The following is a 25,279-nucleotide window of genomic DNA, read 5'->3' as shown; positions in this document are numbered from 1 at the left end:
CAAGGAGACAATCATGGCATACCTGGTGTTAATGACTGAGGGGCAGAATGGTCCTCGCTTTTCGTTGGATAAAATGTCTTTATCCATTGGCCGTTCACCTGAATGCGACATCCATCTGGACGATCCTTCGGTCAGCTTTGAACACGCTGAACTGATGCTCGCTGATCACAACACGGATGAGGTCTGGATCAATGATGTTAACAGCACCAACGGCACCTTTGTGAACAACCAAAAAGTTAACAAAGCCATGTTGAAGGATAACGATAATATTAATATCGGCTTGTCGAACTTTCGTTTTCATAATGATGACGATGCCGTGCTTGAACACACCCAGCAAATCAAAAAGTCGTGGATCCCGGGCGTGTTTTATTTAAAGGATCGCTCTTAGCTAAGCAAACCATTTTGGTTAAACCTTGGTACTGATTTCCTGAAGCCGTAAATCCATTGAACAAACTGTTTGAGAAGATTCCTTGTCTGGGGCACATTGGAAAATGGATCTTGTCTGACGAGCATTTAATCTAATGCTATAGTATGGGGTAAGTTAACTCAGTGGCGAGACTGAGGTTATTAAGGTTATTAAGACAACTCGCTAGCATTATTAACAACAACAGGCTTTTGGAAATAGAGTAACTCGTCCGATTTCTTACTGATTGAATATATCTCCAAAGTCGTTAGAATAGCCTCCCACAACCTGCTCTCGCCCATTTATAGAGAAACCATCGAATATGAGCATGCACTTTTTAGAGTTTGAACAGCCTATTGCTGAACTAGAAGCGCAAATTGAAGAATTGCGCCTGGTCGGTTCTGATGCCGAAATAAATATTTCTGAAGAAATCGCACGACTGCAAAAGAAAAGTCGTGAGCTTACCAAACAAATATTCAGTGATCTGGATGCGTGGCAAGTGGCGCAGTTAGCCCGTCATCCACAACGCCCTTATACCTACGATTATCTCGACAGTATTTTTACTGATTTTGAAGAGCTGTCCGGTGATCGTGCGTTTGCTAACGACTGGGCCATTGTGGGTGGTCTGGCACGTATTGATGAGCAGCCAGTTATGGTGATTGGCCATCAAAAAGGTCGCGACACCAAAGAAAAGATCAAACGTAATTTTGGTATGCCTCGTCCGGAAGGTTACCGCAAAGCACTGCGATTGATGCAAATGGCCGAACGTTTTAAATTGCCGATTGTTACCTTTATTGATACACCGGGCGCTTACCCGGGTGTGGGTGCGGAAGAGCGCGGTCAAAGTGAAGCCATTGCACGAAACCTGAAAGTGATGGCGACATTAAAAACGCCTATCGTATGTACGGTCATTGGCGAAGGCGGATCCGGTGGTGCGTTGGCAATCGGTGTCGGTGATCGGGTTAATATGTTGCAAAACGCAACCTACTCGGTCATTTCGCCAGAAGGCTGCGCCTCCATATTATGGAAGAGTGCTGATAAAGCGAAAGATGCAGCACAGGCCATGGGGATCACTGCGGATCGTCTAAAATCATTGGATCTGGTGGATTCGATAGTGGAAGAGCCTTTAGGCGGCGCTCATCGTGATACGGGTGCTGTGTCGAAAAACTTAAAACAACGCATTCTGGCGGATCTGGAAGAGCTGAACTCACTTAGCACCGAAGAGCTGCTGGATCGTCGTTACCAACGATTGATGTCGTTTGGTGTTTACGACGAGTAACCAGGCCTGTTTGTATGTGTACACAGAGACCGGCTCTGTGTACACTGATTAGAACGATTTTTTATCCCTTCTTTTTGCCGGAAACATTTTTTGGCGGAAGCGTTCTTTTTGCGGAAACAGTCTATGCCGGAAACGCTAGCTCAATCACTTCAAACTTATATTGAACAACATCAACTTGGCCGCTTTAAGCGCTGGTGGGTTGCTTTCAGTGGTGGCGTTGATTCCAGCGTTTTGTTGCATGAACTCAGTTTATTACGACCACAATTTCCCGGCATAGAATTGGCCGCCATCTATATTCATCATGGTATCAGTGATAATGCCGACCGTTGGCTTCAGCACTGCCAACATTTTTGCCAGCAACGAAATATTGTCTTTCAATCAATTTCCGTAGAATTGGCTAATACCACACGCCAGGGACTTGAACAACGTGCTCGTCAGGCCCGTTGGCAGGCTTTTGCTCAACTGTTGGATAAACAGGATTGCCTGTGGCTAGGGCATCATCAGGATGATCAGGTTGAAACATTAATGCTTAATCTGTTTCGGGGAACCGGTGTAAAAGGCGCCGAAGCTATGAAGCCTTTAAGCCGTAAACAGCATTACTGGGTTGCACGGCCGTTTCTGGAACACAGTAAACATTCACTCAAGCAGGCTGCCGAATATTATGAGCTGAGCTGGGTCGAAGATGGATCCAATAATGATGAGCAATTAAGTCGCAATTATTTAAGGCATCAGGTGCTGCCGGCGATCGAAAAAAACTGGCCAGAGGTTAAACAACCGCTGAGTCGTTTTTCGCAGCATATGCAGCAAACGTCACGCTTACTGGATGAACTGGCCGAGCAAGATTATCAGCAGGTGAAGGTCACTTTGGATCCATCATGGTCAAAAACATTCCAGACAGTAATCGATAGCCTGTCATTAACTAAATTAAAAACATTGTCTTCTGATCGGCTGGTGAATTTATTGCGCTACCGAATGAGTACTGTTGCAGACTATTTACCATCGAGTGAAAAATTGAATGAGTTTGCCAGGCAAATTGAAACGGCGACGACAGACAGTAATGCATCACTCAATTGGTCTGACTTTCGGTTGCAACAGTCGGGAGAGCAATTATTTATTGTTACCGAGTCAGACTTTCAACCGACCGTGTGTTCAAAACAGTGGGTGCAGTTTCCCGAATCGTTAGACGTACCCGAGCTTAATTTACGGCTGGAGGCAAAGGCGTCTGACAAAGGTATTCGTGCGCCAACAAAAGATGAACGGGTGACCATTAGAACACGAGTTGGTGGCGAACGATGCTGGCCCGACTACCGAAATAAATCAACATCACTAAAAAAAATATTTCAGGAATTAGATGTCCCTCATTGGCAAAGAAATAAATGGCCATTGGTTTTCTATAATAATGAAATGGTGGGAGCTGTTGGGCTGTTTTATTGCAAACCATTTATGGTCGCTGATACGGATTTAGAGCTACCTGATGTAAACATATCTGATGTGAAACCATCTGATGTAAACATATCGGATGAAAACAGTTTTTTTGAGAGCCAGAGCAAGGTCAAAAATTATTTTGAATTAACATCGACTCGATTGAAAAAATAAACAATTAAGTTTAATTATATTAAAAGATAATTTCTGACTCTGCAGTGATAGCACCCGAACACTTGATCAGGCATTAAAGTTTACAATCAGCTTTTGAGCTTCATCGGCAGGCACTGGTTTACTGAATCGATAACCTTGCGCTTGTAAAATGCCCAGATGTTTTAAAATTTTAATGTGCTCATCCGATTCAACCCCTTCTGCGATAACACCCAGTTTCAAATGGGAACACATAAAGGCTATGGTTTTTACAATGGTTAAATGTTCTTCACTGCGTTCCATTTGATTGATGAAAGAGCGATCAATTTTTATGGTATGCAATGAAAACTTATGCAGATAACTTAGAGACGAGTAGCCTGTACCAAAATCATCAAGTAATACAGGAATGCTACTTTCGGTAAGTTTTTTCAGCAGTTTTTGCGCAAGCTTTTCATTCTCAATTAATAATCCTTCGGTTATTTCTACTTTTAAAGAAGAAGAAGGTAACTCATTTTCCTGAAGCGCCAGTTCAATCTCGCTGATTAAGTCGTGTTGTTCAATTTGTTTTGATGAAAAGTTAACACTGATCGCAATGTCATTAGCCTGACTGTATTGAGTCTGCCAAAATTTTAACGTGCCCAGAGAGTGATGCAAAATAAATTGGCCGATATCGTGGATCATACCGGTTTCTTCGGCAATGGGAATAAACTCATCGGGTGGAATAAAGCCTAATTCATGATGATTCCAACGCGCCAGTGCTTCAAAAGCTATAATTTTATTCTGCTCCAGATCAACAATAGGTTGATAATAAACTTTAATCTGATTTTTTTGCAGCGCATTGCGTAGATCATTTTCAATTCGAAGACGCTTCATGGCATTGTTGTGCATATCCACATCGAACAATTCATAACGAGCCTTGCCAGATTCCTTGGCGTGATACATCGCAGCGTCGGCATCCCTAAGTACGTCATCGGGCGCTTTATAACCATCATTACTGACGGTAACGCCTATACTGGTTGAGGTAAATACCGTATGTTCTTCTAATTGAAACGGCTTTGAAATGGCGTCAATAATTCGATTCGCAATTATTGCAGCATCACGGGCGTTATCTATATCTTTTAAAAGAATACAAAACTCATCACCACCTAATCGTGCAACGGTATCTTCGGGGCGTACGCACTCTTGCAGTCGATGAGATACTTCTTGCAATAAGGCATCACCCATTAAGTGGCCCAGACTGTCATTAATTACTTTAAAGCGATCCAGGTCTAAAAATAATACGGAAAAACTAACGTCATTGTTGCGTTCCCGTTGTTTTAATACCTGTTCCAGTCGATCGGTAAACAAGGCCCGGTTAGGCAGCCCTGTTAAGCTGTCGTGAAACGCTTCAAATGCCAATTTCTTTTGCATTTTATTGCGTTCATCCAGCATGGATTTTAATGTCTGGTTGGTGACCGAAAGTTCGCTGGTGCGCTCTTCAACACGACGTTCCAGTTGATCATTAATCGCTTTAAGATCTTCGTGTGCTTTTTTTAATGAGTCGGTACTACGTTTTCGATTGAGCGCCGTCGAAACTTGTTGCGCCACAAACATTAATATTTCTTCATCCAGTTTGGTGTAAGACTTTCCTTTCAGGTAACTCTGAACCGTTAAAACACCGGATACGCTGTCTTTATCTTTATGGAACAGTGGAACGCCTAACCAGGTTTCTGGTACGGTGCCGACAAAAACATTTTTATCGATCCATTCCTGATGATTGGCTTTATTAATTAAGATGGGCTTGCCAGTTTTTAATACGCGTTCGGTGGGTGAGCAGCTTTCAATGTCAATGTCATCGTCTAAGGTACGGGATTCGGTATTGGCATCAAATTCATCGATCAAATAAGGAAAGTCGATTCGATGCTCTGACTGATCGTAAGTACAGATATAAAAGTTTTTAGACGGCATAATGCCATTAATGATTTTATGTACCGACAGGTAAAACTCATCAATATCGCGGGTGGTGTTAGTGAGTTCGGATATTTTGAATAAAGCAGCCTGTAAAACTTCACCCCGTTCTCTTTCTTTAACTTCACCTTCAAGATCATCATTTATTTTTTGCAGCATGGCAGTACGCTGCGCCACTTTTTGCTCTAAGCTTTCGTTATAATCTTTTAACTGCTGTTCGTATTGTTTTTGTTTTAATACGGAAGCAATTTGTTGTGACACAAAAATTAACAGTTCCTTGTCGTTTTCCGTGTACTTAATATCATCGGAATAACTTTGAATAACCAGTACACCAATAGTCTCCCGATGCGCTTTTAATGGAATGCCCATCCAGTGTGAAGCTAATCGGCCACGCAGTTTAATTTCACCTCGATCTTCCAGTGACTGCAGTACGCTTTTATCCGCTAATAGTGCATTGGCAGTGCGAATGGTGTAACCCGTTAAGGTGAGCTTGAAGGCTTCGATGGGATCGGATTTCCAGCTAGTGGGATCAAAGCTTTCGTCTTCTTCCTCATCATGAAAGTAGACAAATTTAACAAATTGTTTGTCGTTGCTGAGTAATACAATGTAGAAATTGTTGGCGTACATCAATTGGCTAACAATTTTATGCAGATCTTTATAGAAGTCACCGAGGTCTTTTACCTGACTCGATAACGATGCAATCTGCAACATGGCGTTTTGCACTTTTCTAACGTGCTCAATATCATGACTCAGTCGCTCAGACCTTTGTTGGTCCCCGACATCAGAAGAAGCGGATTTTTGATTTGATTCGGATTGCAAGTTATTGATTTACTTTGGTTGAAACGTGTTAGAAAAGAATAGCTAAGAATATCTGTTTTGCCAATAAAATCATTGATTTATACCGTAAAAAGCGCGTATTTCATCGGCCTTTTCCATAGCATCCTGATGCCCCAGGGCAATCAGCTCGCGGGTAAATGATTTTTCAAACAATAAATAGCTTAATACCGTATCGCCGCTATGGCCGTCGATACCAATACGTTTTAAGAAAAATCTCAGCGCTTTTGGCAGGTCTTTAAAGTGATCGCGGGCTATCAGGTTAAGGTCTTTACTGGGGTTGATTACCAGGGTTTCGATGCTTTTTAAGTGAAAATCTTTGCGTCTGACTTTCTCAGGCACCTTGGACAGGGTTTTGTTGATGCGATTAAGCCGTTCAAGATCACTGTCGAGGCTGTCAATAAAGATGCTATCGAGTAAATGACCGCCTATTTCTGCCAATGTCGGATAGCCCTCAGGATGGGTAAAATCGTCGGCGGGGGCCTGCACTGGATCCACCCCTATGACGATGATTTTTTCGGCACCCAGATGAACCGCAGGACTTAATGGCGACAAAAATCGCATGCTGCCATCGCCAAAATATTGATGGCCGACTTTTACCGCCGGGAAAACCATAGGAATGGCAGCAGAGGCCAGCAAGTGATTGCTGTTGATCACAGCCGGATGCCCACGGCGGCGATGACGTCGCCATACGGGCGTATCAGGCTGCCCCTGATAGAAACTGATAGATTCGCCAGTGGTGTAGCTGGAGGAAGTGACACACAGCGCGTTAAGTGCTCCCTGTGAAATCGCTTTATGGATCAGCGGATAGGGGATTACTTTGTCGAGCAAGTGCGCCAGAGGTGTATTGTCGAGCAGTCCAATGGAGCGCTGCTGGCGTCCCCAGAGCAAAATACTTAACCAGCGCAGGGAGTTTCGGCTTAGTTTTAACAGATCGGTATGAAATACCTGCTGACAATGAAAGCTTGCCCAGACATTTTCAAGTCGTCGCATGCCCAGTTTAAAGTGTTGGGCGTAAGCAGCAACGACAGTGGCATTAATTGCACCGGCAGAAGTCCCACAAATGGTGGGAAAAGGATTGATGTGGGTGGTAAATGGCAGTAATTCGGATATGGCCTTTAAAACGCCAACCTGATAGGCCGCCCTGGCTCCGCCGCCCGATAATACCAGCCCTGTATTTCGGTGCGGAATATCCTTCATGCTTTCCAACGTTTGCGCAACGCCCGATACACCTTCATGGGGTATTTCATTCTGCCGTAGCTGCCGTTGTAGCGCGCCAGTGCGTTGGTAATGTTCTTTTTCTCGCGTTTAATGTAGAGACTTAAAATGGCACAGCCATATTTAATATTGGTTTCAATGTCCATCAGGTTGTCGTCGGGATGGCCAATCTCATTTTTCCAGAACGGCATTATTTGCATCAGGCCGCGGGCGCCAACTCTGGAGATGGCAAAACGGTCAAAATTTGATTCGACTTCGATTAATGCTAATACCAGTTGTGGATCAAGCCCATAAGATTTGGCGTACTTATGAGTCATAATAAGCAACTCAAAGCGTTCATCTTCCGGTATTTTTGGTGCGCGCCGGGCGAGCCTTTTTGACATATCCTTGAGCCAGACTTCGGCTTCAAACCGATCGACAAACGAGTGTTCTTCCGCCAACAGATTTTTTAAATCCTGGCGAAAGTTATCGTCGGGCTTTTTCTGGTTGGAATAGACCAGTGAACTGAACGCCACTAATAGTAGCATCAATGTTTTACGACATTGATGCCACAGGGTTGTGCGTTTTATCGGCCTTGGCCCTTTTAAAGAGTATTGCTGATCAATCATCATTACTGAGCAGTTTGTAACTTTTCCATGATAAAGTTTAGAACATTCTGTTGCTCGATATCGACTTTTTCATTATCGCGGCGATGTTTGTATTCGTAGGTGCCAGCATCAATGCCTTTGTCGGAAATCACAATGCGATGAGGCACTCCCATTAATTCCATATCGGCAAACATTACGCCGGGACGTTCTTTGCGATCATCCAATATGACTTCTACGCCATTTTCTTGAAGCTGTTGGTAAAGCTGCTCGGCTGCTTCCTTAACCCTGTGTGAGCGCTTCATATTCATCGGCACTATGGCAACGGTAAAAGGCGCAATCGCCTGAGGCCAGATAATGCCGTAATCGTCGTGATTTTGTTCGATGGCCGCAGCCACTATACGACTGATGCCAATACCGTAGCAGCCCATTTCGAGGGTGGCGGCTTTGCCTGATTCATTAAGCACATTAGCGCCCATTGATTCACTGTACTTGCTGCCCAGTTGGAATATATGCCCAACTTCAATGCCACGTTTAATGGTTAATTTGCCTTTGCCATCGGGTGAGGCATCGCCTTCAACAATATTGCGCAGATCAATCACTTCCATCAGGTTTGCGTCACGATCCCAGTTTGCACCAGTAAAGTGGTAATCGGTTTCGTTGGCACCACAGATAAAGTCCGCCATGACACTGGCGTCACGGTCCACCAATACAGGAATATCCAGACCAACCGGTCCGACACTGCCACTGTTGCAGCCTGCTATTTGAGAAATTTTGTCGTCATTGATCATGGTTAGCGGTGCAGCTACCAGGGCATGTTTTTCAGCTTTAATGGTGTTGAGTTCATGATCGCCGCGTAAGCAAAGTGCAACAACCGGATGCTCTTCGGTGACACCTTCCACCAATAAGGTTTTAAGAGTTTGATTGGCTGAAACCTCAAGATGTTTGGTCAGCTGCTCGATGCTTTTCATCTTAGGTGTTTCGACTTTTTCCAGTGACTTGCTTGCTTCAGGGCGCGATTGTTGTGGCGCCAGAGTTTCGGCTTTTTCCACATTGGCGGCGTAATCGCTGCCATCACTGAAGGCAATGGCGTCTTCGCCTGAATCAGCCAGTACGTGGAATTCGTGAGACGCACTGCCACCAATGGAGCCGGTGTCGGCAATGACGGCACGGTAAGTTAGACCCAATCGATCAAAAATATTGCAGTAAGCCTGATACATTTTTTCATAAGTCTCATTCAGGCTGTCGCTGTCCACATGAAATGAGTAGGCATCTTTCATTAGAAATTCACGGGCACGCATAACACCAAAGCGTGGTCGACGTTCATCCCGAAACTTTGTTTGTATTTGATAGAAGCTGCAGGGTAACTGTTTGTAAGAACGAACATCATCACGGATGATCGCCGTAATCACTTCTTCATGAGTCGGGCCAAGGCAGAATTCACGGTTGTGACGATCTTGCAGTCGCAACAATTCATCGCCGTATTCCTGCCAGCGACCGGATTCTTCCCATAAATCGGCAGGCTGCACCATTGGCATGAGCATTTCTTGTGCGCCCACCTTATTCATTTCATCACGCACAATGGCTTCCACTTTACGCAATACTTTTAACCCGGTGGGTAACCAGCTATACAGGCCTGCGGATGACGCCAGCTTACGAATCAGTCCGGCCCGTAACATAAGTTGGTGGCTAATTAATTCTGCATCCGATGGTGTTTCTCTTAATGTGGCCACTAAGTAGTTGGTTGTGCGCATGGGTTATCCGTTATTCAATTGATGGTTATGTGTCTTGTTATCGGTAAAGGAAATCTAAAAAGAACGCCATTTAGAGCATCTAAAAAGAGTTTCTTTGCGGTTCATCTTTATACTTACGCGCATTTTAGCAGTCTTGTGGCTCAGGCTAAATGATCTATTTAACGCTTCAGGCTGAAATAACAGCTGATGCTGAAAAATCTTAAACGATTTCAGGGAAATTTCGAGCGTCGTTCTTAAGGCGCTAAATCCTCATGGGACAGATCTTGTTGCAATAAGTAGTGACCGTGCAGCCAGCGTACGTCCCGATCCACACCAGACCTGTTTTCTTGAGACAGGCCAAGAGGCAGGCTTTCGCTCAACGAAAAATAACTGGTGGACTCACCTGTAGCGACCACAAAAGGCGAGTGGCTTGACACGCTTGCTGCGGCCAGATCGAGTTTGGCGTGGTTTAATGCTATTGCCTGTTTGGCTTTAATGGTGACCTGTGTACCTTCAAGTGCGGAGTGTTCTATGGTCAGTGCGTTGCCTTGTGGGTTTTTAAGCAACACATTGGTTAATCGAACGCGCGATTGATTGGTTACAATTAACCGCTCTGCTGTCACATTTTTTAGCAATACATTTTCACAGCCGTCGAGAACAATCGTTTTATAGGCACCGCTGATGATGTGTTTATTTTTTTGTTCGCAGTTTAAATTGGTTTGACCGATTGTTTTAGGCATCGGTTGTTTTAAGATTGGCGCCTGATAAATGGCCGACAGCAGCACCTTTTTCAGTTCAAACGGGGTTTCCTGCATCGGGTTATGGCCGGCGTTGGCGATAATATGCAGTTGCGCATTGCTGAGTTTTGCTTCCAGTGTCTGCCCGATACGCAGCGGCGCAACTCTGTCGCGCGCGCCCCAGATTAGATGCACCGGAATGTTGACTCTGGAAACTTCATCGCTGAAGTCTTCATTAATCATGGCCAGTGCTGCATTCAGTGAACTCTTATCTTTAAACAAAGCATTACGAGCAGCAGGGGTGTTGAGTAGCAGTGCCGTTAAATCTGGCAGAGTGTCGGCGGTTTCAAGTAGCCATTCGCTGGCTTTATTAATTTTATTACCGAGCGTATTAATAAAATCAATTTCAAACGGCGTATCAAATAATTGCGACTGCAGATTTTCAACGCGCAAAAAATGTTTCGCGATAACCGAACGGTGCAACATGCCAGCCGAATCAATCATAATCAGTTTATCGACGTTTTCCGGGTAGTCGGCAACAAATTTCAACCCGATGGCTGCGCCCATGGAATGACCAATAACCGTCAGGTTTTGAAGCGCTTGTCGATCAACCAGCCAGTTGAGCAGGCGAGCGTAATTTTCGGGTGAGTATAAGGCATTGGTGGAACCGGATTGTCCAAAGCCTGGCAAATCGATGGCTGTGACGTAAAAGTTTTCTGCAAGATATGGGATAACGGTTTGCCAGTCATCGGCACCCTGAGCCCCTAACCCATGAATTAGCAGTATATTGTTTGCCGATGGCTCTCCCGCTTCGAGTACCCGTATTTGTGTATTGAAGATCGGTTCCTGAATAAAGTAGCTTGAGGGCAGACTGAGTTTGTCCCGACTTGCTGATTTATCCGTCGATTTTTTCGGTGATGCAGCGGATGACTTATTCGATTTAACCGGCTGTTTTGGCTGAATCTGACTGACCGGTGCCGGCGAATGACTCTGGCAGGCAGTTAACAACACCAGCGAAACGGTTATCAGGCAAAATAAAAAACGCTGTGAAAAAAGGTACAGAGAACTAAGCTGTGAGCTGGATAAAAAGTTAGACATAGTGTTATACAGAGCGTCATACAAAGAATCATTCAAAGAATCATTCAAAGCGTTTTTCACAATACTGGTCATCATAAGTTTAAAATAATGTTTGATCATTCAATACACGATTTATACCATCATTTAATCAATAAAACAGGGATCAACTTATCACCATGACGGCATCCTATATTCCATTTAATGCTGCAGGCGCTTCTCTTTGCAGTGAACAAACCATTGATGCGCAAATACAATACCTTAAACAGGAGCAACTGTTGGGCGGGTATTTGTGCGCAGAAAAGCACGCGGACAGTTGGCAACAGTTGTATCAGTCCATTGGTCGTTTGATCGGTTGTGAGCCGCGCAATATCGCCTTGCAGGAAAGCGCCACACGGGGATTACTCTCCGCGCTTATGTCGTTACCCTGGCAATCGGGTGATGAAATAGTCATCTGTGACTTTGAATACGGCGCCAATTATGTAGCACTGTTGCAGTTGGCCAAACGTTATCAGGTGTCGATAAAACGAGTGGCTGTAAAAGATGGATCCATTTCCGCTGAGGATATGGCAAACGCCGTCAACTCAAAGACGCGTCTGGTTCTGCTGACCTGGGTGCCATCACACAATGGGGTGGTGTGTCCGGCAGAAGCCATTGGGCAGGCATTAATGGAACGCAAAAAAAGTTTGGGTTTGTCGTTTGTTTACGCCGTGGATGCCTGCCAGGCCGTGGGGCAAATGCCGGTTGACGTGGCAGCTTTAGCTTGTGACTTTTTATGCGCCACAGGGCGTAAGTTTTTGCGAGCCCCAAGGGGTACCGGGTTTCTTTATGTGTCTGATGAATTGCTTGAACAAAATTATTGTCCGGTAGTTACCGATCATTTTGCAGCACCATTAAAAAGCGATAAGCAGTTTGAGTTGCGCGATGATGCAAAGCGATTTGAGCTCTGGGAGGCCAATTGGTCTGCAAGAATGGGACTCAAAGTTGCGGTTGAGCAATTGCTCGAACAGCAATCGTCGATTTACTTTCAACTGAGCGAACGCGCAGAACAGGTCAGATCCGCGTTAGGTTCGATAGATCAGATTACTTTATGCGACACGGGGGATAAACAGTCTGCGATCATCACTTTTTACTGGTCGGATAAACCTGCAAAAGTGGTGTACCAGCATTTACTGGATGATCGAATCTCTTCCAGTGTGGTGACGCCCGATGCCGGACTTCTTGATTTAACCCGTCGGCAGATTAGCGAACTTAATCGAGTGTCGGTGCATACTTATAATGATGAGTCGGATATTGAAGCATTACAAAAGGCGCTAAAAAAAGTAGTGTGATTTTTTACGGGTTATTTAATAGTGCGGATTCATGGATGAATCTGCGATATAACCAAAAGCTTTGCAATCGAATATTAAAAGGTAAGAGCAGCCAGACGTCTGTTTCATATGCCTGGCTATCGATCTATAATGGACAGATAAAATAGAGTGATCTAATTAAACTTTATTTATTGAGTGCTTTTATTGGTCATACCATGTCTGCATTTCCAAGCACTGTCTCCTATTTCAAATTCAGTCGTGTATTGAGAGTAATAATTATATGTCCAGTCAGCCAGAGAAAGCTTCTAAATCGATTAACAATGGTAATTCGGAAAATACCGATTCTGCTCAAAGCAAACGGCCGCTTTATATTCCTTATGCCGGTCCTATTTTATTAGAAACACCACTGTTAAATAAAGGCAGTGCTTTTACTGAATATGAACGACAAATGTTTAACCTTGAAGGTTTGTTGCCACACAATATTGAAACCATTGAAGAACAGGCAAAGCGAAATTATCGACAACTGCAAGGTTTTAACGATGCACTGGATAAACACATTTATTTGCGAAATATTCAGGATGCAAATGAAACCTCTTTTTATAAATTGATAGTTGATCACATTGAAGAAGTAATGCCGTTAATTTATACCCCAACAGTGGGTAATGCTTGTCAGTCATTTTCACAAATTTATCGCCGCAAACGGGGACTGTTTATTTCCTACCCGGATCGCGATCGCATTGATGACATGTTACAAAACGCTACCAAGCAAAACGTAAAAGTAATAGTAGTGACCGATGGTGAGCGAATTCTTGGTTTGGGCGATCAGGGCATTGGCGGCATGGGAATCCCAATTGGTAAGTTGTCGTTGTATACCGCTTGTGGTGGTATCAGTCCTGCCTATACGCAGCCGGTTGTATTGGATGTTGGTTGTAATAACGAAGAGTTGTTAAATGATCCTATGTATATGGGGTGGCGACATGAACGTATTACCGGCGATGATTATTATGAATTTGTCGACATGTTTATCCAGGCGGTTAAGCGTCGTTGGCCAGAAGCCCTGTTGCAATTTGAAGATTTCGCGGCCACTAATGCAACGCCTTTGTTGGAAAAATATCGCGATGATCTCTGCTGTTTTAATGATGACATACAGGGAACGGCTGCGGTAACCGTTGGCACTTTATTGGCCGGTTGTAAACAACTGGGTCAACAGCTAAAAGATCAGCGGGTTGTATTTTTAGGCGCGGGCTCTGCCGGTTGCGGTATTGCCGAACAAATCATTGCGCAAATGATGCGTGAAGGCTTGTCGGAGTCGGAAGCAAGAGAGCAAGTTTTTCTTATCGACAGTCGCGGTCTGTTAACCGACGATCTGGAGTATTTAAAATCGTTTCAAAAACCTGTGGCACAAAAAGCCGATAAGGTGGCCAGCTGGACAAGAAATGAAAATGGTCGGGTAGACTTTTTAAATACGGTTAAACAGGCTAAACCAACGGTTCTGGTTGGCGTATCGGGACAACCTAACGTGTTTAATCAAGAAATTGTCGAGTTGATGTCTTCGTTTACCGAGCGACCCATCATACTTCCATTATCCAACCCTACCTCAAAATGTGAGGCGTTGCCGGAAGACTTAATCAATTGGACCGATGGCAAAGCCATTGTTGCCACGGGTTCTCCATTTAAGCCTGTGGAGCACAAAGGTAAGCAGTATCCGATTGCTCAGTGCAATAATGCGTATATTTTTCCGGGTATTGGCCTTGGTGTTTTAGCGGCCAAAGCACGTCGGGTGACCGATAATATGCTGATGGCTTCCAGTGAAGCGCTGGCACAATATTCATTAGAGCACTCTGGTGGAGCCTTGTTGCCGCCGCTGTCCGATATACGGGAAGTGAGCCGGGCAATTGCTCATAAAGTGGCCCGTCAGGCCATGGATGATGATGTGGCGGTGACCATTTCCGACGAAGCCCTATGGGAGAAAATTGACAAGAATTTCTGGACGCCGGAATATCGTCATTATCGTCGCACCTCGTTTTAGTCATCTCTTAATAAAGAACTGATCAGCGAATAACTGATCAGTTCTTTTCTTATTTAAAACTTCCCCTGTTATATTCTATTAAGTAGCAGTTTATTTTAAGTGGCCGTTTATTTATCGCGGTGTTTTGTCTATGTCATACTTTGTTCTCAATAGTTATTCAAAATAATAAAAGATAAACACGCTCTAAACTGATTTCTAAATCAAGCATTGAAATGCTATCGACTTCCATTTTTGGTTCTCGAAGCCATAGGGTACGTTTTTAACGTCGACGGAAAACATTTTGCCAGCGTTTTGTTTGATTATTGACCGGCAGATAAGCACGCACGAATAGCCAAACCATGGATTGAGTAAGCGCTGACGGCTGGGCTTCACCTGTCAGGCAACTAATTTGACCTCAAAATATAATTGTAATAGGATGAAATACTTAATTTTTAACGACTTTTCATTCAATGAAAGCGATTTTAAGTGCAGTCGCCATTTTACTGGCGGTCTTTTCTTTTCTTTCCCCTACGTTCGCCTACGCCGAGGTTGAATTAACGCCTGCTGAGCAAGCCAATTCTGAGGGGTATTTTACTTTGAGATGGAAAGGATCCGTGTCGGAATCCATGGTATTGGAAATGTCTACGGCTTCCAGTTTCGATACAGTGGAGCATCAATACCCGGTAACCCGTTTACAATCGATCACCCTGAGCGGCTATGACAATGGTCTCTATCACTTTCGTTTGTACGATCCTGAAAAGGCCGAGTACAGTAATGCCGTAACGGTGTCCGTCGAGCATCGTTCTTTGTCGTTAGCCATTAAATTATTCTTTCTCGGCGCCGTTTTGTTCGTGACGCTTGTTGTTATTATTCTCTTTTCCTCTCGTAAAAATAACTCAATCTAACGGGATCCCACTATGAACTCTGTTGTCATTTCGACTGAATGGGCGTTTACCATTTTATTAGCATTTGGCGTGTTATGGGTTGCGTTTGGTTGGTGGTTAGGTCGCAGTAATAAATCTCTGGACGATTTTATGTTGGCCGGACGAAACGTTGGTTTTGCGTTTGCGTCGGCAACGGCAATGGCCACCTGGATCACCAGTAATACCACTCTGGTGGCACCGCAGCTGACCTATCAATTTGGTATCTGGGGTATGGTGGGTTATTCCATGGCTGCATTGGGATTATTGTTATTTGCACCCATGGCCCAGCGCATTAAAGCGCTTATGCCTCACGGTCATACCTGCGGTGATTTTATTCGTATGCGTTATGGATTTTGGGCCTGGATAGTATTTCTTATTGTGTCACTGTTTTATGCGTTTGGCTGGTTAGTCAGTTTGGGCATGGCCGGCGGCATTTTACTATCGGCACTCAGTGGGCTTGATTATCATATTGGCATGACCGCCATTCTGGTTATATGCGTTTGTTATACCTTACTGGGCGGTTTAAAAGCGGTTATTGCTACCGACTTTGTGCAAACCATTATTATTTTATCGGGTGTGGTGCTCATTGCTTATATTGGGATCACGGAAGTTGGGCTCGATACCATTCACAGCACGGTGAGTGAAGAAAGTCCGCAGCTGTTAAACCTGCTGTTTCCGGCAGCAATTATGTTTCTGTTTAATAATGTGTTTTTTGGCATTGGTGAAATTTTTCATTCCAATGTCTGGTGGTCGCGTGCGTTCGCGTTTAAAGAAAAAATTGGTAAGCGCGCGTTTTTATTATCCGGCATGTTATGGATGCCGATCCCAATTGTGACCGGCTTTGCTGCATTGGCTGCCTCATCGTTGAATGTGTATCCACCGTCAGCGGATATGATCGGACCATTAATTGCGGCCAAGTTACTCGGTAAGATAGGTGCTATCTTTGTGTTTATTGTTGTGTTTTCTGCACTGGCCTCAAGCCTTGACTCATTACTGGCCGCAACCAGTGATTTGATCACAAAAGACATTTACAAAGGTTTAATCAACAAACAGGCCGATAAGCAAAAGCTGTTTAAAATATCGAAATACTCGATACTGATATTGGGCGTTATTACCTGGATTCTTTGCCTGCCAAAAATGACGACTCTGGGTGCATTACTTAATTTCACTGGTGCCTTTGTCGCAAGCACCATATGGCCAATCGTTTTTGGTTTGTACTACCGTCGACTCAACGGCGTGGGAGCGGCATTGGCCATGGCACTGGGTACCAGTTGCGGATTGCTGGCTTACTGGTTGGTCGGTTTTTATGTGGCCGCGTTAACATCCTGTCTGGTGTCGTTGGTGATATGTTTGTTCGCTTTGGTATTGAAAGATCAAAAGTTTGAATGGAAAGACCTCCAACAATAAGAGGGCAACCTATGTATCTGTCTTATGAGTGGTTTGAAATATTAATATATAGCGCTGTTGGCTTAGCGACAGCAGCACCAATTTTACTTATTGTTTTAGCCTTAATTGACTGGAAAAAGGAACAGTTATGGTAGATCCGGTAACCAGTGAAAAAGTCTCTTTTTCACGTCAAAAACTCGACGTCTATGGTGATGCGCATCCAAAGAAATTACTTAAGGCGATATCCGAAGACGGTGACCACTTAAAGAATTTAGCCGAGCAACATATATTATCGGCGGATCAATTTTCTCGAGAAGAGTTGTTACAACTGTTTCGACTTTCGGCAAAGTTTGAAGGTAATCCGGCAAGATTTCGGACGCCTTTAAAAGGAAAAATATTGATCAGTGCTTTTTATGAGCCAAGCACGCGAACGCGTCTGTCATTCGAAAGTGCCTGGCATCGACTGGGCGGCGACATCATGTCGATTACTGATCGTTCTACCACGGGTATTGCGAAAGGTGAATCGTTGGAAGATGTCGGTGAAATGTTTAATAACTACGGCGACTGTGTCGTTCTGCGCGACAGTAACGAAGAGTCGGTGCACTTAATGATGGACAGCTTAAGGATCCCGATTATCAATGCCGGCAATGGAGTTGATGAACACCCGACTCAGGCATTGGCGGATCTTTATACTATTTTAAAATGGCGACCCGGTTTTATTTCCAATCCGGAAGAAACGGCTAAAATTAAAATGGGTATTGTGGGCATTCCGAATAAAATGCGCACCGTTCGCAGCTTGTTAAAAATGCTGGCAAAGTTTCCGGAGTTTTTTGAAGAAGTGATTATTTTTCACGACGGTTCCAGTGACGACATTTTTGATCCGGATCAGTTAGAACAACTGAAAGAGTCCGGACTTAATGTTGTACAGGAAACCGATTTAAAAGCGCGTTTGCCCGAGCTGGATATTATTTACATTAACGCCATTGCCTGGGTTGGCAATACCTTTGAATCTTTTGGCGATAAATTTGTTATCAATAAAGATTCGCCACTCAAGAAAGACGCCATCATCATGCATCCTCTGGCAAGAGGTGAGGAGCTGGATACTAACTTAGATGGCACGGCACATAACTGGTATTTTTCTCAGGCCAGAGGCGCGGTGTTTTTGCGCATGGCGTTACTGACCTGTATGTGCGAACGGACAGAGCGTGTAATGGATATTGTTGAGTGATCAATATCCTTTTGTACCAATAAAAACAGGGTGCAAATGCTATTTAGAGTAATTATAAAAAACTATAAAGTAGCTATAAAGTAACTATAAAGTAACTATAAAAGTCATTATTAAAGTAATAAGCCGCAGTTGATCATCATGATGGTCGACTGCCGAAACGTTTTAACTTGAATGAAGTTAAAACGATTAGCGAATTTGAATTTAGGAGAGTTATATGTGTGGTATTGCTGGAGTATTTCATCGCGATCCAACTCGTCCCATTGATCCTCAATTATTAGTGAACATGGCCGCCATTCAACATCATCGTGGCCCCGATGGCTTTGGTTATAAAACTTTAAAAGATAAGGGTGTCGGGTTTAGTCACGCCCGACTTTCAATTATTGATTTAAATGAATCGCGCGGACGCCAGCCGTTTATTACCGAAGATGAGCGATTGATGCTGACCAAAAACGGTGAGTTATACGATTATCAGCGCATTCGTGCAGAACTTACTGCCGATGGTGCACAGTTTCAAACCAAGTCCGATTCAGAAATTATTTTGCATTTGTTTCCACGTATGGGATTGGAAAAAACACTGGAACATTTGCGCGGTGAATTCGCATTTGCGCTGTACGATCAGCACGACGATGCCATGTATCTGGTACGGGATAGATTCGGTGTTAAACCTTTGTACTGGACGCAAACCGATAATGGAGTTGTGTTTGGCTCTGAACTTAAAGTGTTGTTTGCTCACCCGGAAGTGCATCGTGAAATTGATGAAGAAGGTTTATTTCATCAATTAATTCAAACCATGGTGCCAGGCACGACTGCCTTTAAAGGTATTCATCAAGTTAAGCCGGGGCATGTGGTAAAAATCAATCGCAATCGTAACGGCTTAAAAATCGACGAACATAAATACTGGGACATCAGTTTTCCACAAGCCGATGAGCACGATATTAATCCTAATGAAGATTATTACATCGAAGCGGTGCGTGAAAAATTACTGGAAGCGGTTCAGCATCGTATGACAGCTGATGTACCTGTTGGCGCTTATTTATCCGGCGGTATTGATTCCTGTTCGATTCTTGGTTTGTCGCAAGCGATCAGTCAGGAGCCGGTAAAAGCATTTACCATCGGTTTTGATGATAAAGAATACGATGAAACGCCTATTGCAAAAGAAATGGCCGATAAAGTTGGCGCCGATCAACATGTGCTCAGTTTATCCGCCGAACATTTATACGAAAACTTTGAACGTACAATCTGGCACACCGAACGTACCATTTACAATACTCTGGGTGTGGCAAAGATGTTGATGAGCCAGGAAGTTAACTCGGTTAATTACAAAGTGGTCATGACAGGCGAAGGTTCCGATGAATTGTTTGCCGGCTATCCTTCGTTCAGAAACGATATGTTTTTATATGGCTTGTCGGATCTTGATAAGCATCAACGGAAAATCTGGAAGTCATCACTGGAACAAAATAATGCACTGTTTCGTGGTGCCATGCTACCGAAAGAAGAGTACAACTCAAAAGCCATCTCCAGTTTTGTAGGCTTTACCCCCACCTGTTTACAACCCTGGTTGCATTGCGACTCTATCGCCATGAACTTGCTGACCAAAGATCGCCAACATGCGCTGAGTGAGTATGATCCTGGCGCGGCCATTGCGGATACTTTTGATCTGTCGATGTTGCAAGGGCGGCACCCTTTGGATAAAGCACAGTATGTCTGGATAAAAACCATGTTGGAAGGGCAGATACTGACCTGGGGTGGTGATCGTGTGGATATGGCAAACTCGATGGAAGCCCGTCCGGCGTTTCTTGATCATCATCTGGCGGAGTTTGCTACGCGAGTGCCTCCACAACTGCGTATTAAGGGGCCGGTTGAAAAGTATGTGTTAAAAGAAGCCATGAAAGGTCTGTTGCCAGAAACCTTGTATAAGCGACAAAAATTTGCCTTTATGGCACCGCCAGCGCATCGGGATGAAAAGAAGTGGGCCGCCTTGATGAAGCTGGTGAATGAGTACGCATCTGAGGATCAAATTAAGCAGGCAGGGTTACTGGATGCCTCTGCGGTAGCTGAAATGATTAAAAATCAGGGCAGTTCGGAGCATCACCATGACCGGGTACAAATGGATGCGGTGATCAATCATGTGATCGGGGTTCAAATTATGCAGCAGAAGTTTGTTGCCACCGATGTGCCAAAGCAGGCTGCCAGACGGGCTCAAGAGCTTGGTTGGCAGGCGGCCTGATAAAATTTTAACCTGTTATTGAAAAGCTGTTAAAATAGTAGGGCTGATAACGGTTTCTGCAAGGGTATGGATTGTCATGTCATTGCTGAAGAGCTTATTGGCACCGGGGTCTGGAGAGCAGCTCTGTCTTACCTGACATTGCTGCGAACTGCGTGCTGTGAATCGAGTCATTCATTATACTTTTAATCACAGGTCAATCGCAGTGATGGCCGCTATAGTATGGGATACCCCACATCAATAATTCCCAATAGTGTCCATCAGGGATGGAAAAAGTGTAGAAAACACAAAGCGTTGTTTTGTGTTTTTGATTTAATAACGGCGATAATTTAAGCGTTAAATATTGAGAGTTCAGCATTGAGAGTTATGACATTAAGCGTATAACAACTACGCTTACTATCAGGCTTGATAAAACCAGACAGTTAGGCAGGTATTGTAGATTTCAGTGAGTATTGCAAAATCAGACGATAATCGAGAAAGTGAACTTATTTCCCAACCACAGTCGTGGCAGTGGATCAGCTTTCGAATTGCAGATACCCGTTATTGTCACCCAATTCGTGACATTGAAGAAATATTTCACTACACCGAGCCGACACCTGTTCCGGGTGCGGCACCTGGCATATTGGGCATTCTCAACATACGTGGCAGTATCGCGACCATTTATTCTGGCCGAGCTTTATTTAATTTATCTCCCGCCGAAGCAAGTGAACATTGGCGCATTATTACATTATCGCTTGATGATAATTTAATAGGCGTGAATGTGGACAGCGTAGAAGAAATTATTCACTTTGATCCTGAACAGGTTGAACACAATCATGAAGTGTCCAACAAAGAATCCTTAGTGAAAGGAACCATCTACGTTAAAGAAAAGCTTTATTCGGTGTTGGATTTTAATCGGCTTATTGAAGATCTCTAGGAATTAACTATGTTTTTAGCTATAGCACGTTTTTTAAAACTGAATCTCTCTGGAAAAGTAGAGTGGTTTAACCGTAAGAAAGGATTTGGTTTTATTACCATGGACAATAAAACCAGCGTATTTGTTCATTGCTCCAACATTAAAACTCGAGGCTACCAGTACCTAAAGCCAAATCAAAAAGTGAATTTTAAAGTGAGTAAAACTGACCGTGGATTGCAAGCGGTTGATGTTCAGGTGGAGTCCAAAGCACGATAGATAATCATTTGAGGAGAGTCTTATCAAACACATCAAACCGGCTGTTGATATTGATCGCATAGAAAACGATTTATACGAATTATCAAAGTTTGGTTTTAATCCCGAAGACAAAGGCGTTTATCGTCAGGGATTAACACCAATCGATATGGAAGCCCGTCATTGGGTGAAACAGCAGTTTGAGCAGGCCGGAATGACGGTTCACATGGACGGCGTTGGTAATGTTTGTGGTCGTTATGTTCCGGCAGAAAATCCTGAAGCCAATGAGCGCCCTGCGGTGCTTATTGGCTCCCACCTCGATTCAGTGCCAGCAGGCGGTATGTTTGACGGTACCCTCGGTGTCATCGCCGGCCTCGAATGCGTCAGAGTCATCAAAGAAAATAACATCACCATTAATCGTCCCATCGAAGTAATAGGAACCAGCGAAGAAGAAGGTCGCTTTGGCGGCATGCTCGGCGCACAAGCGCTCACCGGCAACTTGACGTTCGACTGGTTGGAATCAGCACAGGATCCCACCGGTGAATATCTGAAAGAAGCTCTGGAAAAATGCGGCTTCGATGTGCATCAGGCACTTCATGCCCGGCGCGATCCCGATGATATTCGAGCTTTTTTAGAGTTGCACATTGAGCAGGGACCGGTACTGGAAATTGAAAAAAAACCAGTCGGTGTGGTTGATGGCATTTCCGGAGTATTTAAGTGGTTGATTAAATTTGTCGGCAAGCCTGATCATGCCGGCACCGCGCCCATGAATATGCGCAGTGATGCGTTTATGGGGGTAGCGGATTTTGCCCATGAGCTAAGCCGAATCATTGACGAAGAAGGAACCGACTACACTCGTTTAACCATTGGCCGTGTTGATTTAAAACCCGGCTTTGCGCATACCATTCCGGGTGAAGCGCATTTTACTCTGGTTGGCCGGGATATGGAGAAGGAAGTGATGAAACAGGTGGCGTTATCCTGCAACAAAGTTTTATCGTCGATTGCTCGCAAGCATAATTTGAAGTTTACCTATGAACAGCTTAGCTGGATTGAGCCGAAACATTTTTCTGAACAACTGATTGGTCAAATCGAAAAGCACGCCAAAGACTGTGAGCTCGATTATATGCGGATGCCCAGTGGAGCCGGACACGATTGCCAGTTTTTTACTGATTTAGTGCCCACCGGATTAATTTTTGTGAAAAGTGTTGGAGGTATTTCCCACGCACCCGATGAGTGGTCGCACTGGGATGATATTGAAAAGGGCAGTAACCTGTTACTGAGAACCTTAATTGAATTAGCCACAGAAGATTAAGACAACAGACGGTTTTAATAAAATTATAGGGCTACTTTTTGTTAATCGTTGATGCTGGCATAAAAAAAGGCCTGACAATGTCAGGCCTTAAAAAGTGACTTAATGATTAAGCCGCTTTACTGTCAGTGCTTTCAAATATTTTATCCGCAGATGCCGCAATAAAACCTTTGAAGAGTTCACCATTCGCCAAGGGGTAGCGTAAGGCAAACTCATAAAAGCAACTGGGTATGGTGCGTTTGGTATCCGAGAAAGATATTTCAACGCTATTGGCCAGGGTTGCAGACTGTTCCAAATAAGTGTCAGGTGTTCCTTTAACTTCACCGCCGGAGGTATTTAAAGGAAAACCATTTTGTTTTACAAATTCATTAACTTGTTCAATGGTTTTAAATTGCTGAAGATTATTAATCGAAACGGTAAAGTGATTGGGGCGATAACCAAAGGCGGCAACCCAGGCTGCGTATTCACTTTCTTCCAGTAATCGATCATAAACATCGGAAACCAGCGTCCAGGGGCGACCGGAATATAAAAAGTCTTGTGACTTCACCCGGTTTAGATCAACCTGAGACGTTAACTGTTTAATCAATATCTGTGCATCGCGCGAAAACTCTTCCACTTTCAGCTCACTGATGAAAACCAGTGGCATAGTTGGATGAGCGTAGTGTTTCGCGCGTAATTTTTTCTTTTCAAAGTCATAAGATTGAACTTCTTCATAGCCGGCTTCAAGTAACGGCTGGGCGATATCTTCAACACGCAGACCAGGCAAACCAAAGGTGCGGAAAGCCACGTGATCGTTCACCACATCATTATTCTTTTCAAATAACTGGTAAATTTTTAGCGCATCCGGATTTAACGCCAGATAATCTTGCCACATATTGTCAAATACTTGCTCAATAGACTGCTTGGGTGTTGTGCTCATACCGGTTAATTCACCTGAGAGGTTATAAATTCGCGGCAACTATAGCGTTTTCGGAGATAAAGGAATAATATTGTTTCCGTATATTAGGTATAGTTAAAAGCTATGGCTTGGTTTTTCATAATATAAAAAGATGTGAGTATTCATGGATTTACGTGAACTTCGTTATTTTGAATCCACCTACGAACTGGAGAGCATTAGCGCTGCAGCAAAACACTGTTTTGTATCGCAGCCTTCCATTTCATCGGCGATACAGAGTCTTGAGCAGTATCTGGAGGAGGATTTGTTTTTGCGCCACGCAAGAGGTGTAACCCCCACCGATGCGGCGCACCGGCTCTACCCATTATCCAAACAACTGACCGGTCAGGCGCGTTCGATAAAGCAGTTGTTCCAGAAAGAAGCCGCCATACAACCGTTTCGACTGGGCGTGGTACCCGCTTTGGGGGCTTCGCGGATGAGTCATCTGATCAAGGAAATTATAGATTCGGTGGATGGACTGGAGTTGACTCTGGTGGACGCTGAAAAACGCGCCTGTGAAGCCAGAATCATCTCATCGAATATGGTCAAGCCTGACGAAATCTTTATGCCATTCTGGCGTGATGAGTTTTTGATGGCGCTACCGCCCGGACACGCCTTAAGTTATAAGTCGGAGCTTAAGTTTGAAGACTTGAACGGTTTGAATTTTATTTTACGCTCGCCAAGTCTGGTTACCCGAACGTTAATCCGTGCCATGGAGCCGTTTGATATTAAAATGAATGTACGGGCAAGAATTCGCACCGTAGAGTATGCGGTTGAACTGGTCGCAGCGGGAGTGGGTGCAGCAATAGTGCCGGATCACCCAAGTTTTTTTCACACCCAGCAATTACCACTGCTAAAAATTCATGGCATGCAGTTTGATCGGATTATTGGTCTGGCCTATTCCAGCGAAGTGGCCATTGATCCTGTGTTGCAATCGGTCATTGATGTCTGCCGTGTTAATCGAACCATAAAATAGTGCGAGCAAACGTTAAATCAGAATTTAACTGTTCTCAATTTTAAAGCCAATTTTAACGGTGACCTGATAGTGCGCAACTTTAGCGCTCACTATGTGTCCGCGGGTTTCGACTACCTCAAACCATTCCAGATTTTTAACTGACTTACTGCATTCTGAGATGGCATTTTGGATGGCGTCTTCAATACTGGTACGTGATGAACCAACCAGTTCTACTTTTTTGTACGTGTGATGATCGGACATGGGGTTCTCCTTTAGTGTTGTTATTACTAGAAGCTATCTCAAAGTTTGTCTTGTCTCAGCTTCGTTCGTTATTATTGAGATGGCTTTTATTAAACTCTTAGATAAAAAACAAATAATAATTAAAACTCTATTCCATTAAAGAATGGAGTTTTAATTTGTCTGATAATTTAAATATAAACACAGGATAACTATAGATTATAGACGACTGTTTTT

At 43.9% G+C, this 25,279-nt stretch carries 20 protein-coding genes; 13 read left to right on the top strand and 7 right to left on the bottom strand.

Annotation, left to right across the window (positions count from 1 at the left end; genetic code table 11):
- The first annotated feature begins 13 nt into the window (after positions 1–13).
- From C8D97_RS07750 to tilS, 3 genes are all read left to right on the top strand, one after another.
- The gene (locus tag C8D97_RS07750; protein WP_109763196.1) at positions 14–388 is read left to right on the top strand and encodes an FHA domain-containing protein; all 375 of its coding nucleotides are present in this window, start codon (positions 14–16) and stop codon (positions 386–388) included.
- A gap of 337 nt (positions 389–725) precedes the next feature.
- A complete protein-coding gene (accA, locus tag C8D97_RS07745) occupies positions 726–1,682 on the top strand; it encodes an acetyl-CoA carboxylase carboxyl transferase subunit alpha (RefSeq protein ID WP_109763195.1) in 957 nt (318 codons plus the stop codon).
- 123 nt (positions 1,683–1,805) lie between these two features.
- Positions 1,806–3,278: a tRNA lysidine(34) synthetase TilS gene (tilS, locus tag C8D97_RS07740; protein ID WP_109763194.1), complete on the top strand. Its 1,473-nt coding sequence runs from the start codon at positions 1,806–1,808 to the stop codon at positions 3,276–3,278.
- 66 nt (positions 3,279–3,344) lie between these two features.
- Here the strand turns inward: tilS and C8D97_RS07735 are convergent, their stop codons facing one another.
- From C8D97_RS07735 to C8D97_RS07715, 5 genes are all read right to left on the bottom strand, one after another.
- Positions 3,345–6,020 carry a sensor domain-containing phosphodiesterase gene (locus C8D97_RS07735; protein WP_109763193.1) on the bottom strand — a complete coding sequence of 892 codons (2,676 nt, stop codon included), beginning with the start codon at positions 6,018–6,020 and terminating at the stop codon, positions 3,345–3,347.
- A 69-nt stretch (positions 6,021–6,089) separates the two neighbouring features.
- Positions 6,090–7,235 carry a patatin-like phospholipase family protein gene (locus C8D97_RS07730; protein ID WP_109763192.1) on the bottom strand — a complete coding sequence of 382 codons (1,146 nt, stop codon included), beginning with the start codon at positions 7,233–7,235 and terminating at the stop codon, positions 6,090–6,092.
- Entirely contained in the window at positions 7,232–7,864 is a 633-nt protein-coding gene (locus tag C8D97_RS07725; protein WP_245411415.1) for a lytic transglycosylase domain-containing protein, read from the bottom strand. The genes C8D97_RS07730 and C8D97_RS07725 overlap by 4 nt, the downstream gene beginning before the upstream one ends.
- Entirely contained in the window at positions 7,864–9,591 is a 1,728-nt protein-coding gene (locus C8D97_RS07720; protein ID WP_109763191.1) for a proline--tRNA ligase, read from the bottom strand. Before C8D97_RS07720 ends, C8D97_RS07725 begins: the two co-directional genes overlap by 1 nt.
- A 233-nt stretch (positions 9,592–9,824) precedes the next feature.
- Entirely contained in the window at positions 9,825–11,504 is a 1,680-nt protein-coding gene (locus tag C8D97_RS07715; RefSeq protein WP_109763190.1) for an alpha/beta fold hydrolase, read from the bottom strand.
- A 56-nt stretch (positions 11,505–11,560) separates the two neighbouring features.
- Between C8D97_RS07715 and C8D97_RS07710 the strand changes: the two genes are divergently transcribed.
- The 9 genes from C8D97_RS07710 to C8D97_RS07670 all read left to right on the top strand — a co-directional run bounded on the left by C8D97_RS07710 (position 11,561) and on the right by C8D97_RS07670 (position 22,919).
- The gene (locus C8D97_RS07710; RefSeq protein WP_109763189.1) at positions 11,561–12,712 is read left to right on the top strand and encodes an aminotransferase class V-fold PLP-dependent enzyme; all 1,152 of its coding nucleotides are present in this window, start codon (positions 11,561–11,563) and stop codon (positions 12,710–12,712) included.
- A gap of 259 nt (positions 12,713–12,971) precedes the next feature.
- Positions 12,972–14,720 carry an NAD-dependent malic enzyme gene (locus C8D97_RS07705; RefSeq protein ID WP_109763188.1) on the top strand — a complete coding sequence of 583 codons (1,749 nt, stop codon included), beginning with the start codon at positions 12,972–12,974 and terminating at the stop codon, positions 14,718–14,720.
- 449 nt (positions 14,721–15,169) lie between these two features.
- A complete protein-coding gene (locus tag C8D97_RS07700; protein ID WP_109763187.1) occupies positions 15,170–15,604 on the top strand; it encodes a hypothetical protein in 435 nt (144 codons plus the stop codon).
- A 12-nt stretch (positions 15,605–15,616) separates the two neighbouring features.
- Positions 15,617–17,029 (top strand): sodium:solute symporter family protein, encoded by a 1,413-nt coding sequence (locus tag C8D97_RS07695; protein ID WP_109763186.1) that lies wholly within the window; start codon positions 15,617–15,619, stop codon positions 17,027–17,029.
- Positions 17,030–17,156: 127 nt separating this feature from the next.
- On the top strand, positions 17,157–18,236 hold the full coding sequence (locus C8D97_RS07690; protein WP_109763185.1) for an aspartate/ornithine carbamoyltransferase family protein: 1,080 nt from the start codon (positions 17,157–17,159) through the stop codon (positions 18,234–18,236).
- A gap of 214 nt (positions 18,237–18,450) precedes the next feature.
- Positions 18,451–20,463 (top strand): asparagine synthase (glutamine-hydrolyzing), encoded by a 2,013-nt coding sequence (asnB, locus tag C8D97_RS07685; protein WP_109763184.1) that lies wholly within the window; start codon positions 18,451–18,453, stop codon positions 20,461–20,463.
- Positions 20,464–20,905: 442 nt separating this feature from the next.
- Entirely contained in the window at positions 20,906–21,376 is a 471-nt protein-coding gene (locus tag C8D97_RS07680; RefSeq protein ID WP_170115181.1) for a chemotaxis protein CheW, read from the top strand.
- Positions 21,377–21,385: 9 nt separating this feature from the next.
- Complete coding sequence (locus tag C8D97_RS07675; protein WP_109763182.1) at positions 21,386–21,631, top strand: cold-shock protein; 246 nt, start codon at positions 21,386–21,388, stop codon at positions 21,629–21,631.
- Positions 21,632–21,653: 22 nt separating this feature from the next.
- Positions 21,654–22,919 (top strand): Zn-dependent hydrolase, encoded by a 1,266-nt coding sequence (locus C8D97_RS07670; RefSeq protein ID WP_342587786.1) that lies wholly within the window; start codon positions 21,654–21,656, stop codon positions 22,917–22,919.
- Between the two features lie 106 nt (positions 22,920–23,025).
- On the opposite strand, the gene C8D97_RS07665 is transcribed toward C8D97_RS07670, so the two are convergent.
- A complete protein-coding gene (locus tag C8D97_RS07665) occupies positions 23,026–23,835 on the bottom strand; it encodes a DUF1338 domain-containing protein (protein ID WP_109763180.1) in 810 nt (269 codons plus the stop codon).
- Positions 23,836–23,977: 142 nt separating this feature from the next.
- Here C8D97_RS07665 and C8D97_RS07660 point away from each other — a divergent pair, with 142 nt between their 5' ends.
- A complete protein-coding gene (locus C8D97_RS07660; RefSeq protein WP_109763179.1) occupies positions 23,978–24,826 on the top strand; it encodes a LysR family transcriptional regulator in 849 nt (282 codons plus the stop codon).
- 24 nt (positions 24,827–24,850) lie between these two features.
- On the opposite strand, the gene C8D97_RS07655 is transcribed toward C8D97_RS07660, so the two are convergent.
- Positions 24,851–25,066 (bottom strand): dodecin, encoded by a 216-nt coding sequence (locus tag C8D97_RS07655; RefSeq protein WP_109763178.1) that lies wholly within the window; start codon positions 25,064–25,066, stop codon positions 24,851–24,853.
- Positions 25,067–25,279: the final 213 nt, after the last annotated feature.

The organism is Pleionea mediterranea, from assembly GCF_003148745.1.
Taxonomy (GTDB): domain Bacteria; phylum Pseudomonadota; class Gammaproteobacteria; order Enterobacterales; family Kangiellaceae; genus Pleionea; species Pleionea mediterranea.
This window is presented reverse-complemented; position numbering and strand designations above follow the sequence as displayed.

Coding starts and splice junctions, on each gene's coding strand:
- tilS (WP_109763194.1), top strand. CDS start 1,806: ATGCCGGAAACGCTAGCTCAATCACTTCAAACTTATATTGAACAACAT.
- C8D97_RS07750 (WP_109763196.1), top strand. CDS start 14: ATGGCATACCTGGTGTTAATGACTGAGGGGCAGAATGGTCCTCGCTTT.
- C8D97_RS07690 (WP_109763185.1), top strand. CDS start 17,157: ATGGTAGATCCGGTAACCAGTGAAAAAGTCTCTTTTTCACGTCAAAAA.
- C8D97_RS07710 (WP_109763189.1), top strand. CDS start 11,561: ATGACGGCATCCTATATTCCATTTAATGCTGCAGGCGCTTCTCTTTGC.
- C8D97_RS07675 (WP_109763182.1), top strand. CDS start 21,386: ATGTTTTTAGCTATAGCACGTTTTTTAAAACTGAATCTCTCTGGAAAA.
- accA (WP_109763195.1), top strand. CDS start 726: ATGAGCATGCACTTTTTAGAGTTTGAACAGCCTATTGCTGAACTAGAA.
- C8D97_RS07715 (WP_109763190.1), bottom strand. CDS start 11,504: ATGATCAAACATTATTTTAAACTTATGATGACCAGTATTGTGAAAAAC.
- C8D97_RS07725 (WP_245411415.1), bottom strand. CDS start 7,864: ATGATGATTGATCAGCAATACTCTTTAAAAGGGCCAAGGCCGATAAAA.
- asnB (WP_109763184.1), top strand. CDS start 18,451: ATGTGTGGTATTGCTGGAGTATTTCATCGCGATCCAACTCGTCCCATT.
- C8D97_RS07695 (WP_109763186.1), top strand. CDS start 15,617: ATGAACTCTGTTGTCATTTCGACTGAATGGGCGTTTACCATTTTATTA.
- C8D97_RS07720 (WP_109763191.1), bottom strand. CDS start 9,591: ATGCGCACAACCAACTACTTAGTGGCCACATTAAGAGAAACACCATCG.
- C8D97_RS07655 (WP_109763178.1), bottom strand. CDS start 25,066: ATGTCCGATCATCACACGTACAAAAAAGTAGAACTGGTTGGTTCATCA.
- C8D97_RS07700 (WP_109763187.1), top strand. CDS start 15,170: ATGAAAGCGATTTTAAGTGCAGTCGCCATTTTACTGGCGGTCTTTTCT.
- C8D97_RS07665 (WP_109763180.1), bottom strand. CDS start 23,835: ATGAGCACAACACCCAAGCAGTCTATTGAGCAAGTATTTGACAATATG.
- C8D97_RS07705 (WP_109763188.1), top strand. CDS start 12,972: ATGTCCAGTCAGCCAGAGAAAGCTTCTAAATCGATTAACAATGGTAAT.
- C8D97_RS07660 (WP_109763179.1), top strand. CDS start 23,978: ATGGATTTACGTGAACTTCGTTATTTTGAATCCACCTACGAACTGGAG.
- C8D97_RS07730 (WP_109763192.1), bottom strand. CDS start 7,235: ATGAAGGATATTCCGCACCGAAATACAGGGCTGGTATTATCGGGCGGC.